Here is a 21730-nt window from a genome sequence, read left to right on the forward strand (position 1 = left end):
GATGCGCCGAGCGGTGGTCCTCGCGCGCCGCGGGCCCGAGCGCGGCGTCAACCCCCAGGTGGGCTGCGTCCTCCTCCGCCCCGACGGCAGCACCGCGGCCGAGGGGTGGCACCGCGGCGCGGGCACGCCCCACGCCGAGGTCGACGCCCTGTCCCACCTGGCCCCCGGCGAGGCGCGCGGCCTGACGGCCGTGGTCTCGCTCGAGCCCTGCGACCACGTCGGCCGCACCGGTCCCTGCAGCGTCGCCCTGATCGAGGCGGGCGTCGCCCGGGTGGTGCACGCCGTCGACGACCCCGGCGCGTCGTCCGGCGGCGGCGCCGAGAGGCTCCGACGGGCGGGCGTCGACGTGATCGGCGGCGTGCTCGCCGACGAGGCCTCCGAGATGGCACGCCGCTGGCTGGTGACGGCACGCACGGGCCGACCCTTCGTCACCCTGAAGTGGGCGTCCAGCCTCGACGGGCGAGCCGCCGCCGCCGACGGCAGCAGCCGGTGGATCACCGGCACGGCCGCCCGTCAGCACGTCCACGAACGGCGGGCCGCCCACGACGCGATCCTCGTGGGCACGGGCACCGTGCTGGCCGACGACCCGAGCCTGACCGCCCGGGGCGACGCCGGCGAGCTGTCGCCCGCGCAACCCCTGCCCGTCGTCGTCGGCACCCGCGCCGTCCCGGCCGACGCGGCCCTCCGCAGGCACCCGCGGGGCCTCGTCGAGACCGGCACGCGCGACCTCGAGGCCGTCCTCGACGACCTGGGCAGCCGGGGAGTCCGCAGCGTGTTCGTCGAGGGCGGGCCGACCGTCGCGAGCGCCTTCGTCCGACTCGGACTCGTCGACGACTACCTCGTCTACCTCGCACCGACCCTGCTGGGCGGCCCGCGCACCGCCCTCGACGACCTCGGCGTCGACCACATCGACCGGCAACGACGACTGCGCGTCACCGAGGCGCGCACCCTCGGCGACGACCTCGTGGTCGTCGCCCGCGACACCTCCAGGAGGCACGCATGACCACCACCCCTGCCGCACCGTCCCAGGTCTCGTTCGAGGTCGAGACCACCGTCCCCACCCGCCACGGCACGTTCCGCATGCGCGCCTACCGTGACACCGTCACGGGGGCCGACCACGTGGCGGTCATCGCGAGCGATCCGACGGGCCTCCCCCCGGCGGACGGCGCCCTGGTCCGCGTGCACTCCGAGTGCCTGACGGGCGAGGCGTTCGGCTCGCTCAAGTGCGAGTGCGGCCCGCAGCTGGACGCGGCGCTCGACACCATCCGGGACCACGGCGGCGTCGTGGTCTACCTGCGCGGGCACGAGGGCCGGGGCATCGGCCTCGTCAACAAGCTGCGCGCCTACCGCCTGCAAGAGGACGGCCTCGACACGCTCGACGCCAACCTCGCCCTCGGCCTGCCGGCCGACGCCCGCGACTACGGGGCGGCGGCGGACGTGCTCCGCGACCTGGGGCTGACGCGCGTGCGGCTGCTGAGCAACAACCCCGAGAAGCGACGTCAGCTCGAAGACCACGGCATCGACGTGACCGAGCTCGTGCCGCTCGTCGTCGGGGTCGGGGCCTTCAACGAGGGCTACCTCGACACCAAGCGCGACCGCATGGGGCACGAGCTGCCCGGCCACCTCGGCGCCGACGACTGACCGCGTCACCGGCCGGCGACGCCGACCCCGGCGTCCGGACCGACCTCCCGGGGGACGACACGGGGTACAGCCGGGGTAAGATGGGCGACAGCCGTCACGAGCGGCTCCCGTCTTTCCCGGCCGAGCGAGCAGCAGATCCCTGCACCGCGCCTCCGTCCGATCCGTTGCGCCGCATCACGCGCCCGGTCGTCGACGTCCGCCGGGCCCTCGACCCGCCTCGGAGTGCCCCCGTGTCTGCCCCCACCGTCGACCCGTCGACGTCGTCCACCCCCGCCACCAACAAGCGCTCGCGCGTCATCGTCGCGAGCCTCATCGGCACCTCGATCGAGTTCTACGACTTCTACGTCTACGCGACCGCCGCCGTGCTGGTCTTCCCGACGATCTTCTTCGCCAACGACGACCCCGCGGTCGCGCGCCTCGCCTCGTTCGCCGTCTTCGGCGTCGCGTTCGTCGCCCGGCCCGTCGGCTCGGTCGTCTTCGGCCACTTCGGCGACCGCATCGGTCGCAAGGGCACCCTGGTGGCGTCCCTCCTGACGATGGGCATCGCGACCGTCCTCATCGGCTGCATCCCGGCCGGCACGACGCCCGGATGGGCGGTCGCCGGCCCCGCGTGCCTGGTGGTCCTGCGCTTCTGCCAGGGCCTCGGGCTCGGGGGCGAATGGAGCGGCGCCGCCCTGCTCGCGACCGAGAACGCGCCGGCGAACCGCCGAGCCATCTACGGCACGTTCCCCCAGCTGGGCGCCCCGATCGGCTTCATCATCGCCAACCTCCTCTTCGTGCTGCTGAACTCGACCCTCACCGAAGAGCAGTTCATGAGCTGGGGTTGGCGCCTGCCGTTCCTGGCGAGCGCCGTGCTCGTCATCATCGGGCTGTACGTGCGCTTCAAGCTGATCGAGACGCCGGCGTTCCAGAAGGTCGTCGACTCGGGCAACGTCGCGTCGCTGCCGCTCGCCCGCGTGTTCCGCACGAGCTGGCGTCCGCTGCTGCTCGGCACGTTCATCATGCTGGCCACGTACACGCTCTTCTACTTGATGACGACCTTCACGCTCACCTACGGCACGGCCGACGCCGCGGGCGAGCCCGCGGGTCTCGGCATCCCCCGGACGCAGTTCCTGTGGATGCTGATCCTCGGCGTCGTGTTCTTCGGCATCTTCACCCTCGTCTCGGGGCCGCTCGCCGAGAGGTACGGTCGCCGCGCCATGCTGATCTGCGTCACCGCGGGCATCCTCGTCTTCGGCTTCACGTTCGCCCCGCTGTTCGCGGCCGGCGAGCTGGGCGCGCAGGCGTTGCTCATCATCGGCTTCGTGCTGATGGGGCTGACCTTCGGACCCATGGGGGCCGTGCTGCCCGAGCTCTTCCCGACGAGCGTGCGCTACACCGGGTCGGCCATCAGCTACAACGTGGCGAGCATCCTCGGCGCGGCCGTGGCCCCGTTCATCGCCGTCGCACTCTGGACGGCGGCGGGCGGGAGCACCTGGCTCGTCGGCCTGTACCTGTCGTCCATGGCGCTCCTCACCCTCGTGGCGCTCGTGCTCAGCCGCGAGACCCGCGACGTCGACTACGAGGCGGCCGGCTGACCGGACGCACGCCGCCCCACCGGCCGGCCCGCGCCTCCTGACCGGAGGGGCGGGCCGTCGTCGTGACGCAGGTGGATGTCACCCGGACGAAGTACGGTCGTACCCGGCGGTGGCACCGCCCGCGACATCCGACCGCCGCAGACCGCGACGCCGGTCACCGGCACGAGAGGCATCATGAGCTCCGACACACGCGCGCGCACGACGACGTCCACCGGTCAGGAGGCGCGGGTCGACCCGGTCGCCGCGCCCCGGTCGCGCTGGGGCCGCCGTCCGCAGCCCGAAGGGCCTCGCGCCACGTTCCGTCAGCTGCTGCCCTACCTGTTCGAGCACAAGAAGGTCATGGCCTTCATCATCGTGCTCAGCGTGCTCGGCGCCGCGGCGTCGCTCGGGCAGCCGCTGCTGGTGCAGCAGGTGATCTCGGCCGTCCAGCAGGGCGTGACGCTCGGGCCACTCGTCTGGGCGCTCGTCGCGCTGGTCGTCGCGGCCGGCCTGATCAGCGGGTTCCAGCACTACCTGCTGCAGCGCACCGGCGAGGGCGTCGTGCTCTCGAGTCGCCGCCGGCTGGTCGGACGCATGCTCCGGCTGCCGATCAGCCAGTTCGACACCCGTCGCACCGGCGACCTCGTGTCGCGCGTCGGCTCGGACACCACCCTGTTGCGCGCCGTGCTCACCCAGGGGCTCGTCGAGGCCATCGGCGGCAGCCTGACCTTCGTGGGCGCCCTGGTCGGCATGTTCCTGATCGACCCGGTGCTGCTCGGCCTGACGGTGCTCGTCGTCGCCGTCTCGGTGGTGGTCGTCGTGCTGCTGTCCGGCCGCATCCGCGTGGCGAGCCGCCAGGCGCAAGAGAAGGTGGGCGACCTGACCGCCGCCGTCGAGCGTGCGATCAGCTCGGTGCGCACGATCCGCGCCTCGGGTGCCACCGAGCGCGAGATCGCCGGCGTCGAACGCGACGCCGAGGGCGCCTACCAGCGCGGACTCCAGGTGGCACGCATCTCGGCCCTCGTCGTGCCGATCTCGTCGGTGGCGCTGCAGGCGTCGTTCCTCGTCGTGCTCGGCGTCGGCGGCTACCGGGTCGCCAGCGGCGCCATCGAGATCGCGTCGCTCGTGTCGTTCGTGCTGTTCCTTTTCCTCATGATCATGCCGCTGGGCCAGGCCCTCGGTGCCGTGCTCAGCGTCAACCAGGCGCTCGGGGCGCTCGGCCGCATCCAGGAGATCCTCGACCTGCCGAGCGAGACCGACGGCGACCGGCACCTCGCGGCCGAGGTCGCCGCGGCCGCCGCCGGAACCGGGGCCCGCACCGGTCACGCCGGTCCCGACGACGGCGTCGCGGTCCGCTTCGACGACGTGCACTTCCGGTACCCGGGTTCGCCCGTGGCCGATGCGGCACCGTCTCACCGTCCAGGCGTCCCCGGCACCCCGACGGACGACGCACGCACCGGCCACGAGGGCACCGGCGACGACGACCTGACGGTGCTGCGGGGCGTGAGCTTCACCGTGCCCGTCGGTCGACGAACGGCCCTCGTCGGTCCGTCGGGTGCCGGCAAGAGCACCATCCTGTCGCTGATCGAGCGCTTCTACGACCCGACCTCGGGGGCCGTCGTGGTGGGCGGGGCCGACGTCCGCACCCTCGACCGTCACGAGCTGCGGTCGCGCATCGGGTACGTCGAGCAGGACGCCCCGGTGCTCGCGGGCACCATCCGCGACAACCTCACCCTGGGGTCGCCGGACGCCACCGACGACGACTGCCGCCGGGTGCTCGAGGCCGTCAACCTCACGGCCGTGCTCGAGCGGGGCGACCAGGGTCTGGACGCGCAGGTCGGCGAAGACGGCGTGATGCTCTCGGGCGGCGAGCGGCAGCGCCTGGCCATCGCCCGGACGCTCCTCAACGCGCCGCCCATCCTGCTGCTCGACGAATCGACCTCGAGCCTCGACGGCCTCAACGAACAGCGCCTCCGCGAGGCCATCGACGCCGTGGCCGAGAACCGGACGCTCATCGTCATCGCGCACCGGCTGTCGACCGTGGTCGACTCGGACCAGATCGTCGTCGTCGAGGCGGGGCGCGTGGTGGGGGTCGGCACCCACTCCGAGCTCGTGCAGACCACGCCGCTGTACCGCGACCTCGCCAAGCACCAGCTGCTCGTCTGAGTCTCGCGTCTCGCGTCTCGCGTCTCGCGTCTCGCGTCTCGCGTCTGGCGTCTCGCGTCTCGCGTCTCGCGTCTCGCGTCTCGCGTCGGGTGCAGGGACCGGGTGTCGTACGGCGACGTGCGACGATGGCCCGATGAGCGACGTCGCCCCCACCGTCCTGACCCACGTCGAGCGCGGGGTGGGCGTCATCACCCTCAACCGACCGCAGAAGATCAACGCGGTGACGGTCGAGATGCTCGGTCTCGTCGAACGCGCACTGGACGCCTGGCAGGACGACCCCACCGTGACGGCCGTGCTGCTGCAGGGGGCGGGCCCGCGGGGCTTCTGCGCCGGAGGCGACATCGCCTGGATCAACGCCAACGTGACGGACGACCCACGGCGCAGCGTCGACATGTGGCGTCGTGAGTACCGCGGCACGTTGCGGCTGTCGCGCTGGCCGAAACCGATCGTCTCGCTGTTGGACGGCATCGCGATGGGGGCCGGCATCGGACTGGGCGGCCACGTCACGCTCCGCGTCGTCACCGAACGCAGCTCGCTGGGCATGCCCGAGACCCGCATCGGCCTCTCGCCCGACACCGGCGGCAGCTTCCTGCTCTCGAGGGCGCCGGGCGAGCTCGGCACCCACCTGGCCCTGACCGGGCGCGCCATGACGGCCGCCGACGCCCTGCACACGGGGTTCGCCGACGTCGTCGTCCCGTCCGCCGACCTCGCACGCGTGCTGCCGACCCTCGCAGAGGGCGGTGTCGACGCCGTCCGAGCGCTCGGCATCCCGGCGGGTCCGTCCGAACTCGCCGCGGCCCGTGACTGGATCGACGAGGCCTACCGTGGCGACGACGCGCGCGCCGTCGTCCATCGGCTGCGCGACCTCGCGTCGTCCGGACTCGTCGAGGCCGGAGCCGTCGCCGACGACCTCGAGGCCGCCTCGCCCACGTCGGTCGTGTTGACCCTCGAGGCCCGGCGCCGGGCCGCCCGCCTGCCCGACCTCGAGGCCGTCCTCGGCCAGGAGCTCGGCATCGTCACCTCGCTCGCCGCGTCACCGGACCTCGCCGAGGGCATCCGGGCGCGCGTCGTCGACAAGGACCGTCGGCCCCGCTGGTCGCCGGCGACCCTGGACGAGGTCGACGTGGCGGCGACCCTGGCGACGGTCGACTGGACGACGAGACTCTGACCGCGGAACCCGCGGGAGGCGCGGCGCGGCACGCGACACCCGTCGCCTCGCGACCGCCCCGCGTCACGCGCCCGGGGCTCGAGATCAGAGCCGGATGACGCGTCCCTCGTCCGCCGAGCGACGCGCAGCCTCGATCACCTCGAGCACGCGGACGGCGTCCCACGGGTCGACCGGCAGGTCGCCGTCGCCCTGAAGGGCCACGGCGAGCTGCGAGTAGAAGTCCGCGTAGCGCCCGGGGTCGGTGGCCTCGTCGTGACGGGAACCGTCGGCGACCACGACACCGCGGCGGGCGCCGGCCCCGTCGACACCGTAGGACGGGTCGGTCGGGGGGACGCCCGCGGCCAGCTGGGCCTCTTGCGGGTCGAGACCGTGCACCTCGTAGGCCCCGGACGACCCGAGCACCCGGAACCTCGGCCCCGGCACCGCCGCGACGTGGCTCATGACCAGGCGCGACCGCCGGCCGCCCTCGTGCCCGAGGGACAGGAACACGTCGTCGTCGGCCGAACCGGCCGGACGGCGGGTCGCGATCTCGGCGTGGACCGTCACGACGGGACCCAGGAGCGTCGACACCTGGTCGACGAGGTGCGGGCCCAGGTCGAAGAGGATGCCGCCGCCGTCCGCCGCCGTCGCCCGGCGCTTCCAGCCGGCACGGTTCTCGAGCTTCCAGGGCTCGAACCGCGATTCGACCGTGTGGACCTCGCCCAGGACGCCCGAGCCCACCAGGCGTGACGCGGTGAGGAAGTCGCCGTCCCACCGGCGGTTCTGGTAGACGGTCAGCGGACGGTCGAGCGACTCGGCGAGCTCGACGAGGGCCCGGGCGTCGGCCGACGAGGTCGCCAGCGGCTTGTCGACGACCACGGCGGCGCCGGCCCGGAGGGCCTGCGTCGCCGTCTCGACGTGGGTGTCGTTCGGCGTGGCCACGACCACCAGGTCGAGGTCGCGTGGCCAGAGCTGGTCGGCACTCGCGACCACGTCGGCCCCGGGGTGCGCCACGGCGACCTGCGCGGCCCGGTCGGGGTCGCGGGTCACCACCGCGTCGACCTGCCAGGCCGGGTCGGCGGCCAGGAGGGCCCCGTGGAACACCCGCCCGGCGAGCCCGTAGCCCACGATGCCGACCCGCAGCGGCTGCTCGGCGCTCATGCGGCGAAGGGGTCGGGGGTCAGCACGTACACCGTCTCGAGGTACTCGTGGATGCCCTCGGCCCCGCCTTCTCGACCGAGGCCGGACGACTTGACGCCGCCGAACGGCGCCGAGGCGTTCGACACGACGCCCACGTTCAGCCCGAGCATGCCGGTCTGCAGCCGCTCGGCCAGGCGCTGCCCCCTCGCGAGGTCGCGGGTGAACGCGTAGGCGACGAGCCCGAACTCGGTGTCGTTGGCGAGCCGCACGGCCTCGTCTTCGTCGCCGAAGGTCGAGACGGCGAGCACGGGCCCGAAGATCTCGGTGGTGAGGATCTCGCTGCCCGGCACGATGCCCGACAGCACGGTCGGCTCGAAGAAGGTGCCCGGCCCGTCGACGACCCGCCCGCCCGTCTCGACGACGGCGCCCCGCTCGACCGCCTCGCGCACGAGACGATCGGCCTTGTCGACCGCACGGTCGTCGATCAGGGGGCCGACCGTGACGCCGTCCTCGGTGCCCGGCCCCACGCGCAGGCCACGGACGCGCTCGACCACCCGCGAGGTGAACTCGGCAGCGACCGAGTCCTGCACGATGAAGCGGTTGGCGGCCGTGCAGGCCTGGCCCACGTTGCGGAACTTCGCCTGCATGGCCCCCTCGACCGCCGCGTCGAGGTCGGCGTCGTCGAAGACCACGAAGGGGGCGTTGCCGCCGAGCTCCATCGAGGTGCGCAGCACCTGCTCGGCCGCCTGGGTCAGCAAGGTCGACCCGACCGGGGTCGACCCCGTGAAGCTGAGCTTCCGGAGGCGCGGGTCGCGGATCAGGGGCTCGCACACGTCGTTCGCCGACAGCGTCGTCACGACGTTGACCACCCCGTCGGGGACGCCGGCCTCGACGAGCAGGGCCGCGAAGGCGAGCGTCGTCAGGGGGGTCAGCTCGGCGGGCTTGACGACCACGGTGCAGCCGGCCGCCAGGGCGGGGGCGATCTTGCGGGTGGCCATGGCGAGGGGGAAGTTCCAGGGCGTGATGAGCAGGCACGGGCCCACCGGGCGGTGCAGCACGGTCGTGCGACCGGTGCCCTCGGGGTTGGTGCCGTAGCGACCCGACACGCGCACCGCCTCTTCGGAGAACCACCGCAGGAACTCGCCGCCGTAGGTGACCTCGCCGAGCGACTCGGCCAGTGGCTTGCCCATCTCGAGCGTCATGAGCAGGGCGAAGTCGTCGCGCCGCTCCATCAGCAGGTCGAAGGCGCGGCGGAGGACCTCGCCGCGGTGCCGGGGCGACGTCGCGGCCCAGTCGTCCTGCGCGGCGACCGCGGCGTCGAGCGCCCGCACGCCGTCGGCCGGGGAGGCGTCGGCCACGGCGACGAGGACCTCGCCCGTGGCGGGATCGACGACGTCGATGGTGCCCCCACCGGACGACGGGCCCCACGAGCCGCCGATGAACAAGCCGGTGGGCACCGCGTCGAGCACCCGACGGCGATCGGCCGCCGTCACGCCCGTGCCGCTCACGCGGATGCCCCGGTCGATCCGGCGACGACGTCGGCCGAGGGTGCGGTGGTCACGCCGGCCGCGCGCAGCTCAGCCAGGGCGGCCTCGCTCGGGCCCTGGGCCACGCCCGCGACGAGGTCGGTCAGCACGCTCACCCGGAGGCCCGCCGCCACCGCGTCGAGGGCGGAGGCCCGGACGCAGTGGTCGGTCGCGAGGCCCACGACCTCGACCTCGTCGACGCCCCGGTCGGAAAGGACCCGGGCGATCGAGGGGCCACCCTCGACCAGCCCGTCGAAGAGCGAGTAGGCGGGACGCCCGTCGCCCTTGAGCACGTGGACGTCGACGGCCGAGGTGTCGAGGTCGGGGTGGTAGTCGGCCCCGGCCGACCCCTGGACGCAGTGCGGCGGCCACGAGTCGACGAAGTCGGGCGCGGTGCTGAAGTGGCCACCGTTGTCACCGTCGGGCGAGTGCCAGTCCCGGCTGGCGACGACGAGGTCGTAGCGGTCGGGGTGGGCGCGCAGGTGGGCGGTGACGGCCTGCGCGACGTGGGCGCCGCCGGTCACGCCGAGCGCGCCTCCTTCGGTGAAGTCGTTCTGGACGTCGACGACGAAGAGTGCTCTGGTCATGCGTCCATTCTCGCGCGCCGCACCGACACCGGCGTCGTCAGCTGTTGGACAGGGCGTCGCCGCAGCTGTAGACCGCCGTCGTCAGGGTGTCGAGGGCGGCCCGCGCGTTGTCCTGCACCGGACCGATCGCGTAGAAGGCGAAGGTGAGCTTCGTGCCGTCCGCCGCGTCGATCGTGCCCGCGAGCGTGTAGGCCGTGTCGATCCACCCGGTCTTGGCGTGCACGGCACCCCGGGCGACGGCGTTCGACCCGGTGAAGCGCGAGGCGAGGGTGCCGGTCTTGCCCGACACGGGCAGGGCGTCGTACACGACGCCGAGCCCGTGCTCGCGGTTCAGCACCTGGACCATCAGCCGCGCGACGAAGGTCGAGGGCACGGCGTCGTTCTCGCTGAGGCCCGAACCGTCGACGATGGTGAGCGACGACGTGTCGAGCCCGTAGGTCGACGACAGCACGCTCTTGTAGAGCGCCGTGAGCGACGCGGCCGAGCCGTCGGCGCCGGAGACCTTCGACGAGACCCGCGCGAGCATCTCGGCGAGCGTGTTGTCGGAGGTCGGCAGCAGTTGCGAGATCAGCGTGCCGACCGGCTGCGACGACACCTGGGCGATCACCGTGCCGCTCGTGGCGGTGCCCTGGGTCATCGTGGCGGAGTCGGCGCCGACGACGCCCGCCGCGACGAGGGCCGACCGGAAGGCGTCGCCCGCCCGGGCGACGGGGTCGGTGCTGCGGGGGCTCGTCTGCGCGGCCGGGTTCGCGCGGTCGCCGTCGACCATGAGCGCGGTGACCTCGGAGTGGTAGCCGATCGTCTGCTCGGTGCGCTTCCACGACGGGTCCCACTTGTCGGCGGGGTTCCAGTAGGTGGCGTCGAGCGTGATCTGGGTCAGCGGTTGGTCGCCGAGCGACGTCTTGACCTGGGTCGCGAGGTCGGCGACGGTGGGGGCGCCGGCGTACACGCTCGAACCCGTGGCGCTGAGCGTGGCGTCGCCGCCGCCCACCAGCGCCACGGCACCGGTGCCGGGATCGCCGGTGACCCGCGTCGTGAGCCGCGCGTCGGCACCGAGGACCGACAGCGCGACGGCACTGGTCAGGGTCTTGAGCACGCTGCCCGTGCGGGCCGCCGTCGAGCCGTTGCGGTCGAAGAGCACCTCGCCCGTCTCGGCGTTGACCACGCTGCCCTCGAACTGGGCGAGCCGGGCGTCGGAGGCGGCCCCGGCGACCGAGCAGGTGCGCAGGCGGGTGGCGCCCGGCAGCACGTCGGGCACCGACCGCTCGGGGTCGACGGTGGGCGTGGCGCTCGGCGTGACCGTCACCACGGGCTGGGGAGTCGCCGAACCGGCCCGGGCCGACGGTGCCCCGGGCGCCGTGGCCGCGCCCGCCGCGACGGCACCGCCGCCCAGCAGGGCCAGGACGAGCACGCCGGCCGTCACGAGGACGGCCCGGGGCCGGGTCGACACCCACTGCCAGGCGGACGGGCGCGTCGTCGGCGACCCGGTCGGGGTCGTGTCGCCGTGGCCGTCGCCCCGCGCCCCCGGGCTCGGTGCGGGTCGGTCGTGACGTGGCTCACCCTGATCGCTCATCGAGGACATCATACGGAGCGACGACGCGCCGTCACCCCTCTGACGGGTACCGCACGCCGATCTGCCGTCGGACCTCGTCCATGGTGCGCATGACCTCGACGCCGTCCGCCGCGGTCAACAGGGGGCTCTCGGATCCGCCCGCCGCGACGACCCGCTCGAGTTCGAGGGCCTGGTGCTGCATGCCCCGCAGACCGCCCTCGTCGGCGTCGAAGCGCTCGATCACCGCGCCGTCGCCGTCTCGGACGGTGAAGCCACCCGGCGCGTAGAAGGTGTCGTCGACGTCGATGCGCCCCGCGGTGCCGAGCAACGAGGCGGTGTTGCGACCGGACGTGTCGAGGGCGGCGTAGAGCTGCGACGTCGCGCCCGACGCGTGGCCGAGCTGGATGCCGACGCGGGCGTCGACGCCCTGGTCGCTCAGGGTCGCCGTGGCCGTGACGCCCTCGGGCGGGCCCAGGAGGTCGTGGGCGAACGACACGGGGTAGACCCCCAGGTCGAGCAGGGCACCGCCGCCCAGGGCCGGGTCGTTGAGGCGGTGCCGAGGGTCGGTCGGCAACGACTGGACGTGCACCGCGGTCAGGAGGCGCACCTCGCCGATCACGCCGGAGCTCACGACCGCGCGCAGTCGCGCACTCTGCGGCGTGTAGCGCGTCCACATGGCCTCGAGCACGACGACGCCGGCCCGACGGGCGGCCGTGTAGACGGACTCGGCCTCGGCCGCGTTGACGGTGAACGCCTTCTCGACGAGGACGTGCTTGCCCGCGGCGATCGCGAGCAGGGCGTTCTCGGCGTGGAACGGGTGCGGGGTGGCCACGTAGACCACGTCGACCTCGGGGTCGGCGACGAGGTCGTCGTAGCTGCCGTGGGCACCGGGAACCCCGACCCGGTCGGCGAACGCTCGTGCCTTGCCCAGGTCGCGCGACCCGACGGCCGAGACGGTCAGCCCGACGCCCTGCAGGTCGGAGGTGAAGGTCGAGGCGATGCCGCCGGCGCCGAGGATTCCCCATCGAAGTGTCATGCGGACTGTCTACCAGCCACCGCCGACGACGCCGGTCAGCAGGCGTACCACCGACTGGCCGACCGGACGAAGTCCGGGCTGTCGCCCGGCGCTCCCCCGTGCACCGACGCGAACCCGAGGCAGGCGTGCGCGAGGTCGCCACGGAAGTCCGGCCGGTAGACGGCGTCCCGGTGCGGGGTCGAGGCCCACCACTTGTCGGCGGCCACGGCTCCGGTGGTGCCGGTCCCGCCCGCGAGGTTCCCGTCGCACCCCACGGCGGGCTCGCCGTCGCTGCGGACGACCTGACCCTTGTGCCCCCACGCGCTCAACGGGTCGGGGCTCGGGTCCCCGGCGATCCAGAAGAGGTACCGCTCGAGGCAGGCGTCGTACCGCACGTTGTCCGCCGGCAGCGGCTCGAGGCAGCCCTGCCGACGCTGCTCCTGGTACGCCGCGCGGAACGCGTCGAGGTCGTCGACGGTCGTGCCCGTGGCCCCGCTCGCGGCGTCCGCGGCACCCGTGGGCGCGGCGGACGCGTCGGCCACGGGCTGCGGACGCGAGGCCGGGGAGGCGCCGGTGGCGTCGACGACGCAGCCCGCGCCTCCCGGGCCCTCGGCGTCGGCCCCGGGGCCGCCGCCCACGGCGAGCACGGTCGCCCGCCCGTCGGCGACGCCGGCCGTCGCGAGGGCCGAGCTGTCGCCCCCCGCCCAGACGACCATCAGCACGCCCGCGAGGACGGCGGCGAGCAGCGCGGTGCAGAGGAGCCGGAGGGTCACGGGGACGCCTCCTTCCGTCGGTCGCGGGCGTCGCAGACCGACCGTACGGCGGCCGGACGCCCCCCGGGGGCCGTCCGGGGTACAAACGGGCCACGCGCTCACCACTACTGGGGGCGGAGGGTCGCCGCGAGGGCCGGACCGCGGGTCGGCCGGGACCTGCTGCGGGACGACGACGGGAACGAGAACAGCCCCGGGTCGAGGTGACCCGGGGCTGTGAGGGAGCCGCTTATCAGAATCGAACTGATGACCTTCTCATTACGAGTGAGACGCTCTACCGACTGAGCTAAAGCGGCGGGACCGGCCTGGGCCGGCTGCCCGTGCCTCGCGGCACGATTAGACACTGTACAGGATCAGCGGACCTCACGCGTCACGAGGCGGCCGAGCTCGTCGAAGCTGGCCTCCATCCGGGCGCGCAGGCTGTAGCGCATGTCGCTCAGGTGGTCCACGTCGTCGTCGTCGATCCACTCGGCCCAGGCGTGACGCAGGGCGGCGATGCTGACGAGCGACACGAGGTGCGCACGGCTCACCAGGGACGCGTCGGCGGTCTCGCCGGCGACGCCCTCGTCGGCCGCCATGCGCTGGGCGACGACGGTGGTGAGGCGCTCCTCGAACACGCGCGTGGACGCGATGCGACGGGCCAGCAGGTCGGGGTGCGCCCGCAGCACGCGACGGCGCAGGACCACCAGCTCACGGTCTACCGTCGCCGACTCGACCGCGGTCGTCAGAAGCTCGATCAGGCTCGAGAGCACGGGCTCGTCACGCTGGGCCACGAACCGTTCGAGGTCGCTGCCGTCGGGCAGGGCGGGCGGGTCGCCGACGACGGCCTCTTCCTTCGACGTGAAGTAGTTGAAGAAGGTGCGCGGAGAGACGTCCGCCCGCCGACTGACCATGTCGACGGTCACCGCGTCGAGGCCGTGCTCGACGATGAGGTCGAGGACGGCGACCTGGATGGCTCGACGGGTGGCCAGACGTTTGCGCTCGCGCAGGCCGGGGGCGGCGTTCGGGTCGCTCATCCGGCCATCATCGCGCATGCGTCCGGGAAACCGGTGGACGGGCCCGACACCGTGGCCGCCCCGCCCCGTGGTGGCGGGTCGACGGGAGGCGGGTCGGCGGGGTGCGGCTCAGCGGGTGGCGTGCCGGCTGACGACGACGAGCATGGCCTCGAGGGCCATGGCCGGCGACACGTTCGCCTCGATCCGCCGACGGGCCACCGCGACGGCGTCCAGCACCGCGAGGGTGGCGGCGGGGGTCGACGCGGCCGCGGCCGAGTCGAGCTGGGCCCTGATGCTGTCGTTGATGGGCTGCTCGTCGACGCCGAGCTGCAGGAGGAGGACGTCGCGGTACAGCGAGAGGAGGTCGACCATGATGCGGTCGATGCCGTCGCGCAGGCTGCGGGTCGCCCGGCGCTTCTGGTCGTCCTCGAGGGCACGCAACTGGCTGCGGAGCGCCGGGGGGACGGTGCCGCCCGGCTCGACGCCCAACGAGCGCAGCGCGCTCGCGCGCTCCTCGGCGTCGCGCTCCTCGGTGATGGCCTTGGCGTCGTCGCCGGCGACGGCCAACAGGGTGGCCGCGGCGATGACGGCGTCCGAGACGCTGCGGATGCCGAGGGCGGCCTCGAGCGTCTGCCGCCGCCGTGACCTGGCCGAGGTGTCGAGGGCGAGGCGGCGGGCCATGCCGATGTGGCTCTGGGCCTCGCGGGCGGCCACGAGGGCGACCTCGGGGTCGACGCCGTCGCGGTGCTCGAGCAACGCGGCGACGTCGGTCACGGCGGGCATCCGGAGGCGCACGCTGCGCACCCGGGACCGGATCGTCGGGATGAGATCGGCCTCGCTCGGGGCGCACAGCAACCAGACGGTGCGGGGTGGCGGCTCTTCCAGGGCCTTCAGCAGCAGGTTGGAGGTCCGCTCGGTCATGCGGTCGGCGTCCTCTATCACGACCACCCGGTAGCGCCCGACCGACGGCGAGAACTGACTGGCCGCGACGAGGGCCCGGACCTCGTCGATGGTGATGATGATGCGCTCGGTGCTGAGGACGGCGAGGTCGGGATGCGAGCGGGCGGCGACCTGCCGCAGCGTGGCCTCCTCGTCGGCGGGGGTCCGCGACAGCAGGGCTGCCGCGAAGGCGTACGCGAGGTTCGACCGACCGGAGCCCGGCGGGCCGGTGATCAACCACGAGTGGGTCATCGAGGCGTTGCCGGGCTGCGTCGACGCCGCCGCGGTCAACGCCTCGATGGCGTCGGGCTGACCCGTGAGGTGTTCCCAGAGGGGCATGGTCAGCGAGTGCCCTGGGCTCGCCGCCCGACCACGCCGATCACTCGGCCGTGGCCTCGGGCGTGGCGGTCTTCGCCGCCGTCGCCCTCTTCGCGGGTGCCTTCGTCGCCGACGCCTTCTTCGCGGCTGCCGTGGTCTTCGCCGCACCGGTCTTCGCCGGGGCCTTCTTCGCCGGGGCCTTCTTGGCGGGCGCCTTCTTGGCGGCGGTCTTCGGCTTGGCCGGCCCCTTGGCCCGCTTGTCGGCGAGCAGCTGGACCGCCCGGTCGAAGTCGACCTCCTCGACGGTCTCGCCGCGCGGGATCGTCGCGTTGGTCTCGCCGTCGGTGACGTACGGGCCGAACCGGCCGTCCTTCACCTTGATCGGCTTGCCGCTGACCGGATCGGCCTCGAACTCCTTGAGGGCGCTGCTCGCCTTGCGGGCACCGTACTTGGGCTGCGCGTAGAGCTCGAGCGCCCCGGTGAGGTCGATGTCGAAGATCTGGTCCTCGCTCGTCAGCGACCGGGTGTCGGTCCCCTTCTTGAGGTACGGACCGTAGCGCCCGTTCTGAGCCTGGATCTCGTCACCGCTGTCGGGATCGGTGCCGACGGTGCGAGGGAGGTCGAGCAGCCGCAGGGCGGTCGCGAGGTCGACCGTGTCGACGCTCATGCTCTTGAAGAGGGACGCCGTGCGCTCCTTCGGGGCCGTGGCCTTCTTGGCGGCAGCCTTCTTGGCCGGGGCCTTCTTGGCCGCGGTCGTCGTCGAGGCGGCCGCGGGCTCGGTCACCTCGCCGGTCGCGGGGTCGGCCGCGATCTCGCCGGCCGCCTCGTCGGACGCCGTCTCGGGCGTCCGCTCGGTGACGTACGGGCCGAAGCGGCCGTCCTTCGCGACGACCTCCTTGCCCGAGTCGGGGTTGACGCCCAGGACCCTGTCGCCGACGACGGGGGCGTCGATCAGCTCACGCGCCTTCTCGGCGGTCAGCTCGTCGGGAGCGAGATCTTGGGGCACGTTCACCCGGCGGGGCGTCTCGGGGTCGTCGCCCGGTGCCTCGAGGTAGGGACCGTAGCGACCGATGCGCAGCGTGACGCCGTCGGCGAGCACGATGGAGTTGATGTCCCGGGCGTCGATCTCGCCGAGGTTGTCGATGACCTTCCGCAGGCCTCGGTGCGACTCGTTGCCGAAGTAGAACCCGTTCAACCAGTCCACGCGGTCGGCGTCGCCGCCGGCGATGAGGTCGAGGTCGTCCTCCATGCTGGCCGTGAAGTCGTACTCGACCAGGTCGGCGAAGTAGTCCTCGAGCAGGCGGACCACCGAGAACGCGATCCAGTTCGGCACGAGCGCCGTGCCCCGCGGGGTGACGTAGCCGCGGTCGACGATGGTCGACATGATGGCGGCGTAGGTCGAGGGGCGCCCGATGCCGAGTTCTTCGAGTGTCTTGACGAGGCTCGCCTCGGTGTACCGCGGCGGCGCCGACGTGTCGTGGCCCTTGGCCTCGACCTCGTCGAGGCCGAGGGCCTGGCCCTCGGTCAGCGGCGGAAGCTTGGCCTCGGCGGGCTCGGCCGCGCCGTGCCGGTCTTCGTCCCGACCCTCTTCGTAGGCGTTGAGGAACCCGCGGAAGGTGATCACCGTGCCGGACGCGGCGAACTCGGCGAGGGTGCCCGCCGCGGTGCGCGCCGTGATGCCCTCGACCGCCCCGGGGGTGGTCGCCGACACGACGACCGAAGCCGTCGAGCCCTTGGCGTCGGCCATCTGCGAGGCGACCGTGCGCTTCCAGATCAGGTCGTAGAGCTTCCAGTCGTTGCCGCGGAGCACGGCCTGCATCTCGGAGGGCGTCTTGAAGGTGTCGCCCGAGGGGCGGATGGCCTCGTGTGCCTCTTGTGCGTTCTTGCTCTTGCCCGTGTAGAGGCGCGGTTTGTCGGGGACCGTCTCGGCGCCGTAGAGCTTGGCCGCCTGGCTGCGAGCGGCACCGATCGCCTGCTGCGAGAGCGCCGGCGAATCGGTCCGCATGTAGGTGATGTGCCCGTTCTCGTAGAGCGACTGGGCGACGCTCATCGTCTGACGGGCGGAGAAGCGCAGCTTGCGCGCGGCCTCCTGCTGCAGGGTCGACGTCGTGAAGGGCGCCGCCGGACGGCGGGTGTAGGGCTTCGAGTCGACCGAGCCGACGACGACGTGGACGTCGGGCGAGCCCAGCGCCTCGGCGAGTGCTCGTGCCGACGACTCGTCGAGCGCCACGGCCTCGCCCTTCAGTCGACCCCGGTCGTCGAAGTCGCGACCGGCGGCCACGCGTCCCCCGTTGACCCGGACGAGGCGCGACCCGAACGCGACCTTCGCCTCGCCCTCGGCCGCGACGGGCTCGAACGTGGCCGTGAGGTCCCAGTAGGAGGCCGAGACGAACGCCAGGCGCTCGCGCTCACGGTCGACGACGAGACGGGTCGCGGCGGACTGGACGCGGCCGGCCGACAGCCCGGGCCCGACCTTGCGCCACAGCACGGGCGAGACCTCGTAGCCGTAGAGGCGGTCGAGTATCCGGCGGGTCTCCTGCGCGTCGACCAGCGCGGTGTCGAGCTCTCGCGTGTTCTCCTGCGCCTTCTGGATGGCGTCCTTGGTGATCTCGTGGAAGACCATGCGCTTGACGGGCACCTTGGGCTTCAGCTCTTGGAGGAGGTGCCAGGCGATGGCCTCGCCCTCGCGGTCCTCATCTGTCGCGAGGTAGAGCTCGTCGGCGTTCTTCAGGGCGCGCTTGAGGTCGGTGACCGTCTTCTTCTTGGCGTCGGAGACGACGTAGTAGGGCTCGAAGCCGTTCTCGACGTCGACGGAGAACTTGCCCATCGACCCCTTCTTCAGCTCGGCCGGGAGGTTCTTGGGCTCGACGAGGTCGCGGATGTGGCCGACGGAGGCCAGCACCTCGTATCCGTCACCGAGGTACTGCCCGATCGTCTTGGCCTTGGCGGGCGACTCGACGATGACCAGTTTCTTCGTGCCTGGCACGGGACTCCTTGGGTGGTGGTGCGGCGACCCGGTCCGACGGACCGGGCGAGGGGCTGCAGGGCGAGGACGGGGCGCTCGATCGCTCCCACCGACCCCGAGGAACGTCGGGAGCCGTGCAGCCGACAGCCACACCATACACACCCGACGCTCCGGCCCCCTTCACGGGGCACGACCCCGGGGCGGGGCCGACGCGGGCGGCGGACCGGCCGTCGCGCGGGCCCTGACGCCGAAGGGCCCGAAGGCCGTCCGGACCTCGACCGTCACCTCGGCGCCCGTCACGACGCACTCCGAGACCACCACCCCGTTCGCCGCGGCCGTGACCGTCGCCCGGTCGCACGGTGGGCCCGCGACCAGGCCCGAGACGGCGTCGGCCGCGGCGAGCGCCGAGGCGTCGGCCGCGCCGGCGGCCTGCGAGCGGACGGCCAGGGCGGAGTGCGAGCCGACCAGCAGGACGCCGACGGCGGCGAGCGTCACGAGGACGCCGGCGAGGACGACGGTCGAACCACCGTGGTCGCAGCACAACAGTCGGCGGAACGTCATCGCCCCGCCCTGGGGGCGCAGCTGCTCGCGCTCACCGTGATCGCTGCATCGACCGGACCGACGCGGACGTCCCGACGGAGGTCGACGCAGACGAGGTCGGATTCGTCGGAGCGGGTGACGCGGGCACCCGGTGCGAGCCGCGCCAGGGTGTCCGCCACCGAGCGGCCGTCGCCGCGGGCCGTCTGCCGGGCGACGACGGCTGCGGCGTCGGCGAGGCGGACCGACTGCGAGGTGACGGCCAGGCTCGCGACGACGAAGGCGACGACCACGATCAGGGACGGCATCACCATGGCGAACTCGACCGTCGCGCTGCCCGTCTCGTCACGGAGCGCACGGAGGACGCGGGCTCCGTGCCGACATCGGCCGACCCGGCTCGCCCCGGGGGTGCTCATCCGACCGTGAGGGCCGAACGGACCAGGTCGGACAACACGCCGCGGACCTCGTCCGACCTCATGATCGTCACGAGCAACCCGGCGAAGCCCACGGCGGCCATGATGACGATCGCGTACTCGGCCGTCGCCGCGCCGTCGTCGGCCCGGGCGAGGCGACCGGCCGCCCCGACGAGACGTCGGACCGTCGGTGCGAATCGGGGTGACGTCGGCTCCCCCGTGGGGGCGGCGGCCTGGGCAGTCGTGGTGACGGTCATGGTGTTCCTCTCTCTCGGGACGCCACCGCGGCGGTGACGCCTCGAGCCTGTCGGGGTCGCGGCGGCCCGGTCGCGACGCGGGCTCGTGCTGGGGACGCCGGTCACCACGAGCCGGTTGTGGACGACACGAGCGAGACGACCAGCGGGACGACCCCGATCACGAGGAAGGCCGGCAGGATGCACACGCCCAGCGGCAGCATCAGGGTGACACCGAGCCGACTCGCCGCGGCCTGCGCCGCCGCGCGGGCCTCCGACCGCAGCTCACGGGCCTCGGAGCGGAGCAGCAACCCGGCCGGGGCGCCCGCACGACGGGACAGGTCGAGGACGATCTCGCAGCGGTGGCGCTCGGAGTGGCCGGCTGTCTCGTCGACCGCACCCGCGCCTCCTCGGGGGTGGCCGGACGCCCCGTCGACCCCGCACGAGGCGACGGCCTCGTCGACGACGGTGAGCCCGGCCGACCACGCTGCTCCCCCGGACAACGCCACCGCGAGCAGTTCGGGCCACAGGCCCGGCACCCGCGGTGACGGGCGGGCACGCCGGACCAGGCGTGCGTTCCATCGTCGCGCCAGCGTCACGAGGCCTGCCGCGACGACGAGGCAGGCCCAGCCGATCGGGGTGCCCACGAGGACGGCACCGGTGTCGAAGCCCGACACCAGGGAGAAGAGCAGACCCACCAACGGGAGGGCGAGCATCACCTGGGACGTCGCGCGGGGGCCGCTCAGCGCGACCCGGACGTCGCGGCGGGCATCGTCGGCCGCGCGCAACGCTCCGACCAGCGCGTGGAGGCAGTCGGCCATGGGAGCCCCGCTCGTCTCGGCGACGCGCCATGCACAGGCGACCTGCCGCCAGGTGCGCTCGTGCTCGAGGGCGTCGGGGACGCCGTCGAAGGGGGCCGTGTCGAGCCACGTCACCAGACCGGACGACACCGGGACGCCGTCGGCCCCGCTCGACGCCACCGCCTCGGCCATCCGGCGGATCGGCCCCTCGGGTTCGACGGACGCGACGTGGCCCCACGCGCGGGCCGGCGCGACCCCCGCCTCGACGAGGACGGCGAGGCGCTCGACCAGCACGGCGGCCGGCGTCGACGGCGTCCGCCTCGTGGCGCGGCCACCCGGGAGGCGACGACGCTCTCCGTCACGTCGGCTCGGACCACCCGGCCGGTCAGACACGCAGGCCGGTCCGGGCGCACAGCCGTCCGTCGGGGCCGACGGCCAGGTGGCCGATCTCGGCCAGCCTCCGGCGGCCGCCCCGGCGTTCGAGGTGGAACACCGCGTCGACGGCGCTGACCGCCTGGCGGGCGAGCGCCTCGACGGACATGCCGGCGAGTGCCCCGAGCGCCTCGAGGCGGGCGGGGACGTCGTCCAGGCCGTTGGCGTGGACGGTGCCCGCCCCACCGTCGTGGCCGGTGTTCAGGGCCGCGAGCAGGTCGCGGATCTCACACCCCCTCACCTCGCCCACCACGAGTCGGTCGGGTCTCATGCGCAGGGCCTCGCGGACGAGTCGGGAGAGGTCGACGCCCCCGGCGCCCTCGAGGTTCGGCTGCCGGGTCTCGAGGGCCACGACGTGGGGGTGACGGGGGCGCAGCTCGGCGACGTCCTCGATCGTCACGATGCGGTCCGACCCCGGTGCCTCGGACAGGAGGGCGGCCAGGAAGGTCGTCTTGCCGGCCCCGCCCGACCCGCTGACGAGGACGTTGGCCCGTCGGGCGACGCAGCTCGTCACCGACTCGAGGTCGCCCTCGGCGAAGAACCCCCGCCGGTCGAGGTCGAGCAGCGACGGGGTCTCGGCGCGGGGCACCCGGATCGACAGGGCGGTGCCCGCGACCGCGAGTGGCGGGAGGACGACGTGCACGCGGACCCCGTCACCGAGGCGGACGTCCACGCACGGACTGGCCTCGTCGACGTGCCGTCCCCCGAGCGAGACCAGTCGCACGGCCACCTGCCGCGCCGACGCCTCGGACAGGTGGACCGACGTCTCGGCTTCGGCCCCGCCGCCACGATCGACCCAGACGCCGACCCCGCCGGTGACGAACACGTCCGTGACGGCCGGGTCGTCGAGGAAGCGCGCCAGCGGCCCGAAGGCCGAGCGCTGCTGTCGCGTGAACCTGTTCTGTACCCCGATCACCGATCCTGTACCCCGATCTGACGCCCGCGCCGTCGACGGGTGCAGGACGAAGCGGGCGGGCGGGTGATCGAGGGTGAGGGAG

18 protein-coding genes, 1 tRNA gene and 1 pseudogene are annotated in these 21730 nt (G+C 73.5%); 5 read left to right on the top strand and 15 right to left on the bottom strand.

The annotated features are described in order from the left end of the window. Position 1 precedes the first annotated feature (1 nt). From ribD to ABID81_RS01910, 5 genes and pseudogenes are all read left to right on the top strand, one after another. Positions 2–1003 (top strand): bifunctional diaminohydroxyphosphoribosylaminopyrimidine deaminase/5-amino-6-(5-phosphoribosylamino)uracil reductase RibD, encoded by a 1002-nt coding sequence (gene ribD, locus ABID81_RS01890; RefSeq protein WP_354593314.1) that lies wholly within the window; start codon positions 2–4, stop codon positions 1001–1003. Between the two features lie 20 nt (positions 1004–1023). After that, positions 1024–1641 (top strand): annotated as a pseudogene (gene ribA, locus ABID81_RS01895) (GTP cyclohydrolase II); the annotation flags it as partial. A 230-nt stretch (positions 1642–1871) separates the two neighbouring features. Next, positions 1872–3218: an MFS transporter gene (locus ABID81_RS01900; RefSeq protein ID WP_354593145.1), complete on the top strand. Its 1347-nt coding sequence runs from the start codon at positions 1872–1874 to the stop codon at positions 3216–3218. 174 nt (positions 3219–3392) lie between these two features. After that, positions 3393–5363 carry an ABC transporter ATP-binding protein gene (locus ABID81_RS01905; protein WP_354593146.1) on the top strand — a complete coding sequence of 657 codons (1971 nt, stop codon included), beginning with the start codon at positions 3393–3395 and terminating at the stop codon, positions 5361–5363. 133 nt (positions 5364–5496) lie between these two features. Beyond that, complete coding sequence (locus ABID81_RS01910; protein ID WP_354593147.1) at positions 5497–6531, top strand: enoyl-CoA hydratase/isomerase family protein; 1035 nt, start codon at positions 5497–5499, stop codon at positions 6529–6531. An 84-nt stretch (positions 6532–6615) separates the two neighbouring features. On the opposite strand, the gene ABID81_RS01915 is transcribed toward ABID81_RS01910, so the two are convergent. The 15 genes from ABID81_RS01915 to ABID81_RS01985 form a co-directional block, all read right to left on the bottom strand. Further along, positions 6616–7671, bottom strand: coding sequence for a Gfo/Idh/MocA family oxidoreductase (locus tag ABID81_RS01915; RefSeq protein WP_354593148.1), 1056 nt, complete (start codon positions 7669–7671; stop codon positions 6616–6618). Next, on the bottom strand, positions 7668–9143 hold the full coding sequence (locus tag ABID81_RS01920) for an NAD-dependent succinate-semialdehyde dehydrogenase (RefSeq protein WP_502915169.1): 1476 nt from the start codon (positions 9141–9143) through the stop codon (positions 7668–7670). The genes ABID81_RS01915 and ABID81_RS01920 overlap by 4 nt, the downstream gene beginning before the upstream one ends. 11 nt (positions 9144–9154) lie before the next feature. Then, complete coding sequence (locus tag ABID81_RS01925; protein ID WP_354593149.1) at positions 9155–9763, bottom strand: isochorismatase family protein; 609 nt, start codon at positions 9761–9763, stop codon at positions 9155–9157. A 37-nt stretch (positions 9764–9800) separates the two neighbouring features. Beyond that, positions 9801–11336, bottom strand: coding sequence for a D-alanyl-D-alanine carboxypeptidase/D-alanyl-D-alanine endopeptidase (dacB, locus tag ABID81_RS01930; protein ID WP_354593150.1), 1536 nt, complete (start codon positions 11334–11336; stop codon positions 9801–9803). Between the two features lie 31 nt (positions 11337–11367). Further along, entirely contained in the window at positions 11368–12351 is a 984-nt protein-coding gene (locus ABID81_RS01935) for a Gfo/Idh/MocA family protein (protein ID WP_354593151.1), read from the bottom strand. Positions 12352–12386: 35 nt separating this feature from the next. After that, complete coding sequence (locus ABID81_RS01940; RefSeq protein WP_354593152.1) at positions 12387–13103, bottom strand: hypothetical protein; 717 nt, start codon at positions 13101–13103, stop codon at positions 12387–12389. Between the two features lie 220 nt (positions 13104–13323). Beyond that, positions 13324–13396, bottom strand: a tRNA-Thr gene (locus ABID81_RS01945). Positions 13397–13453: 57 nt separating this feature from the next. Next, positions 13454–14116: a TetR/AcrR family transcriptional regulator gene (locus ABID81_RS01950; RefSeq protein ID WP_354593153.1), complete on the bottom strand. Its 663-nt coding sequence runs from the start codon at positions 14114–14116 to the stop codon at positions 13454–13456. Between the two features lie 108 nt (positions 14117–14224). Then, entirely contained in the window at positions 14225–15373 is a 1149-nt protein-coding gene (locus ABID81_RS01955) for a DNA polymerase III subunit delta' (protein WP_354593154.1), read from the bottom strand. A gap of 40 nt (positions 15374–15413) precedes the next feature. Further along, positions 15414–18338 carry a type I DNA topoisomerase gene (topA, locus tag ABID81_RS01960; protein WP_354593155.1) on the bottom strand — a complete coding sequence of 975 codons (2925 nt, stop codon included), beginning with the start codon at positions 18336–18338 and terminating at the stop codon, positions 15414–15416. A gap of 159 nt (positions 18339–18497) precedes the next feature. Continuing rightward, positions 18498–18878 (bottom strand): Rv3654c family TadE-like protein, encoded by a 381-nt coding sequence (locus ABID81_RS01965; RefSeq protein WP_354593156.1) that lies wholly within the window; start codon positions 18876–18878, stop codon positions 18498–18500. Next, positions 18875–19270, bottom strand: coding sequence for a TadE family type IV pilus minor pilin (locus ABID81_RS01970; protein ID WP_354593157.1), 396 nt, complete (start codon positions 19268–19270; stop codon positions 18875–18877). The genes ABID81_RS01965 and ABID81_RS01970 overlap by 4 nt, the downstream gene beginning before the upstream one ends. Further along, on the bottom strand, positions 19267–19524 hold the full coding sequence (locus ABID81_RS01975; RefSeq protein WP_354593158.1) for a DUF4244 domain-containing protein: 258 nt from the start codon (positions 19522–19524) through the stop codon (positions 19267–19269). The genes ABID81_RS01970 and ABID81_RS01975 overlap by 4 nt, the downstream gene beginning before the upstream one ends. A gap of 101 nt (positions 19525–19625) precedes the next feature. Further along, positions 19626–20594: a type II secretion system F family protein gene (locus ABID81_RS01980; protein WP_354593159.1), complete on the bottom strand. Its 969-nt coding sequence runs from the start codon at positions 20592–20594 to the stop codon at positions 19626–19628. Between the two features lie 91 nt (positions 20595–20685). Further along, complete coding sequence (locus ABID81_RS01985) at positions 20686–21648, bottom strand: TadA family conjugal transfer-associated ATPase (protein WP_354593160.1); 963 nt, start codon at positions 21646–21648, stop codon at positions 20686–20688. Positions 21649–21730 lie beyond the last annotated feature (82 nt).

The organism is Frigoribacterium sp. PvP054, assembly GCF_040547465.1.
Classification (GTDB): Bacteria; Actinomycetota; Actinomycetes; order Actinomycetales; family Microbacteriaceae; genus Frigoribacterium.